This is a genomic window from Microbacterium sp. 69-10, assembly GCF_001897945.1.
Taxonomy (GTDB): Bacteria; Actinomycetota; Actinomycetes; order Actinomycetales; family Microbacteriaceae; genus Microbacterium.
Genome location: NZ_MKRT01000033.1, coordinates 16,847 through 20,257, shown reverse-complemented (window position 1 = coordinate 20,257; position 3,411 = coordinate 16,847). Strand labels below are relative to the sequence as shown.

Below are 3,411 nucleotides of genomic sequence, written 5' to 3'. Positions count from 1 at the left end.
CCCTGCTCGTCCGCTTCCTGCCCGGCACCACGATCCACTGGCGCACCATCTGGCCGGGAGCGAGCGCAGGAGGGATGACGGTCGCAGTGCTGCAGCTCGGCATCGGCCTGCTCTTCGCCCATTCCCCCGGCAATCCGCTGCTGGCCACGTTCGCGGTCATGGTCGCACTGCTGCTGTGGTGCCGGCTGGTCGCCGCAGTGATCCTGATCTCGGCGACCTGGATCGCGGTGAGTGCCGCCGATCGCGGCGAACCGCTCGAGGAGCCGGATGCCGCTGCGGCCGCGCACCGTCTCGTCGTGGACCGCGAGCAGGAGGCGCGACGCGCGCTGCGCGAGGCGCAGGAGGCCTGGGCGCGGTCGCGCTGGTGGCGCCGGCGCGACGCGCGCGCCGACCTCGTGGCGGCGCAGGAGGCGTGGGAGGACGCCGCGGCCGAGCTCACCGCGTCCTCGCGACAGGCGCGCGGCACCGCGCGACCGGCGAGACGGAGTGTCCCCGCCCGTCATTAGGCTGGATGCGTGCCACATCTGCGAATCGCCTCTGTCAACGTCAACGGGATCCGCGCGGCGGTCCGCAACGGCATGCGCGGCTGGCTCGACGCCGCCGATGTCGACGTGCTGACGCTGCAGGAGGTGCGCGGTCAGGACGAGCATCTGCAGGAGGCCTTCCCGGACTGGTCGATGCTGCACGACGTCGCCACGGCGAAAGGACGGGCCGGCGTCGCTGTGCTCAGCAGGGTGCCCGCGCTCGCATCCCGCACGGCGCTGGGCGACGAGGACTTCGACTCCGCCGGTCGCTGGCTGGAGGCCGACTTCGATCTCGGCGGCACGCCCCTGACGGTCGTGAGCGCCTACGTGCACTCCGGCGAGGCCGACACCCCGAAGCAGATCGAGAAGTGGAAGTTCCTCGACGCGATGGGCGAGCGCATGGCGCAGCTGGGCGCGGACGGCGCGCACGCGGTCGTCACGGGCGACCTCAACGTGGGACATCGGCCGCTCGACATCCTCAACTGGAAGGGCAACGTCAAGAAGTCCGGCTTCCTGGCCCGCGAGCGCGCCTACTTCGACCGCTTCCTCGGCGCGGCGGGTGAGCCCGTCACGGGGCAGGAAGGCATCGGGCGAGGCATGGTCGGGCAGCTCAGCGACACCCGTCCCTTCGCGTCCGAGGCCGGAGGCACGGGGCTCGGGTGGGTGGATGTCGGTCGCGCCGCGCACGGCGAGGTCGCCGGCCCGTACACGTGGTGGTCGATGCGGGGTCAGGCGTTCGACAACGACAGCGGCTGGCGGATCGACTACCACCTCGCCACTCCCCCGCTCGCGGCCCGCGCGACCGGCTACACGGTCGCCCGCGCCGCGACCTACGCCGAGCGCTGGAGCGACCACGCCCCGGTGATCGTGGACTACACGTACTGAACAATAGGATTGAACGGTGACTCAGAAACCACGCCTCTACTCCGGAATGCAGCCCTCCGCCGACTCCCTCCAGGCCGGCAACTACATCGGGGCGCTCCTGCAGTGGCGTGAGATGCAGTCCTCGTTCGATGCCTTCTTCTCGGTCGTCGACCTGCACGCGATCACCGTCCCGCAGGACCCGGCCGAGCTGCGCGAGAAGACCCGTCGCACCGCAGCCCAGTACATCGCCGCGGGCATCGAGCCGTCGAAGTCCACCCTGTACGTGCAGTCGCACGTGCGCGCGCACGCCGAGCTGGCCTGGATCCTCAGCACCATCACCGGCTTCGGCGAGGCCGGCCGCATGACGCAGTTCAAGGACAAATCGGCACGCTACGGCGCCGACTCGACCTCGGTGGGTCTCTTCACCTACCCGGTGCTGATGGCCGCCGACATCCTGCTGTACCAGACCGAGCTGGTCCCTGTCGGCGACGACCAGAAGCAGCACGTCGAGCTGACCCGCGACCTCGCGGAGCGGTTCAACAAGCGCTTCGGCGAGACGTTCACGATCCCGAAGGCCGTGATCCAGAAGGACACCGCCCGCATCTACGACCTGCAGAACCCGACGTCGAAGATGTCGAAGTCGGCGGAGAGCGATGCCGGGGTGCTGTGGCTGCTGGACGACCCGGCGAAGTCGGCGAAGAAGATCATGCGCGCGGTGACCGACGCCGAGGGTTCGGTGCACTACGACCGCGAGAACAAGCCGGGCGTCTCCAACCTGCTCACCATCTACGCGGCCCTCACCGGACGCCAGGTGGGCTCCATCGAGGACGAGTACGCGGGTCGCGGCTACGGAGACTTCAAGAAGGGCCTCGCCGAGGTCGTGGTCGACGAGTTCGGCCCCGTGCGCGAGCGCGCGAACGCGCTGCTCGACGACCCCGCTGAGCTCGACCGCCTGCTGGCCGTGAACGCCGCGAAGGCCGACGAGGTCGCGAACGCCACCCTCGCCGACGTCTACGACAAGGTCGGGCTGCTGCGGAGGGTGCTGTGACCGACGGAGCAGGGCCGGCCCCGTCCGGCCAGGTTCCCCCGCCTCCGGTGCCCGCACCGCCGGTGCCCGTCCCGCCGCCCGCTGCTCCGCCTGGTGCTTACGGAGTGCCGGTGGGTGGCTATCTGACGCCCGTCGGCGGCTATCAGGTGCCGTCAGACAGCGCTCCGGCGAGCCGACGCACAGGCATGCTCGCGCTCGTCGCCGCGCTGATCGCCGTGGTCGTCGCGCCGATCGTCGCGGGCGTCCTCGCCGTGCAGATCGGCATGCAGGTGCCGCTGGAATCCCTGATCACAGTCACGGGGGACGTCGTGTGGGCTGCACTCACGCCGGTTCGCACCCTGGTGCTGTGGGTCGAGATCCTGTTCTGGGCGGCGACGGCGATCGGCATCCTCGCCCTCGCCCTCGGGATCGTCGCGACGGTGCGCCGTCGCGGGCGCGGAGCCGGGATCACGGCGATGATCCTGGCCGTGCTGGGTCCCGTCGTGTTCTTCCTGCTGACGTCGGTGCTGCTGGGCGTCGGGAACGGGATGGCAGCGACGGCGGGCTGACCTCACCGGCCCGGGGTGCCTTCAGCCGCGAGCGTGGTGCTTCTGCTGCGCGGCGAGCAGCCCCTCCTCGAGGAGCAGCTCGGTGGCGTCCGCGACATCCGAGAGGAAGATCGGGAGCGTCTTCTGCTCGACCGATCCGAAGTTCCCGAGCACCCAGTCCGCGGGGTCCTGGCGACCGGGCGGACGGCCGATGCCGGCCCGGACGCGCGGGAACTCGGGAGTGCCGAGAGCCCGGGCGATGTCCCGGACGCCGTTGTGGCCGCCGTGCCCGCCGCCGGTCTTCAGGCGGATGCTGTCGAAGGGGATGTCGAGCTCGTCGTGGATCACGACGACGTGATCCGGCTCGACCGAGTAGAAGCGGGCGAGCGCCGCGACCGGCGCGCCCGAGACGTTCATGAACGAGTTGAGCTTGGCCAGCACGAGCTTG

General features: G+C 70.6%; 5 protein-coding genes (1 of these 5 running past the window's edge). 4 read left to right on the top strand and 1 reads right to left on the bottom strand.

Annotated features, from left to right (window positions below; genetic code table 11):
- The 4 genes from BGN97_RS18035 to BGN97_RS18020 all read left to right on the top strand — a co-directional run.
- Positions 1–506, top strand: part of the annotated coding region (locus tag BGN97_RS18035; protein WP_292704655.1) for a YhjD/YihY/BrkB family envelope integrity protein (this coding region is incomplete at its 5' end). 27 nt of the annotated region lie to the left of the window's left edge; 506 of its 533 annotated nt are in view.
- 9 nt (positions 507–515) lie between these two features.
- The gene (locus BGN97_RS18030; RefSeq protein WP_292704653.1) at positions 516–1,409 is read left to right on the top strand and encodes an exodeoxyribonuclease III; all 894 of its coding nucleotides are present in this window, start codon (positions 516–518) and stop codon (positions 1,407–1,409) included.
- Positions 1,410–1,425: 16 nt separating this feature from the next.
- Entirely contained in the window at positions 1,426–2,436 is a 1,011-nt protein-coding gene (gene trpS / locus BGN97_RS18025; RefSeq protein ID WP_292704651.1) for a tryptophan--tRNA ligase, read from the top strand.
- Positions 2,433–2,984, top strand: a complete 552-nt coding sequence (locus tag BGN97_RS18020) for a hypothetical protein (protein WP_292704649.1) — start codon at positions 2,433–2,435, stop codon at positions 2,982–2,984. The genes trpS and BGN97_RS18020 overlap by 4 nt, the downstream gene beginning before the upstream one ends.
- 21 nt (positions 2,985–3,005) lie before the next feature.
- On the opposite strand, the gene pth is transcribed toward BGN97_RS18020, so the two are convergent.
- On the bottom strand, positions 3,006–3,411 hold a 406-nt coding region (gene pth / locus BGN97_RS18015; protein ID WP_292704647.1), incomplete at its 5' end, for an aminoacyl-tRNA hydrolase.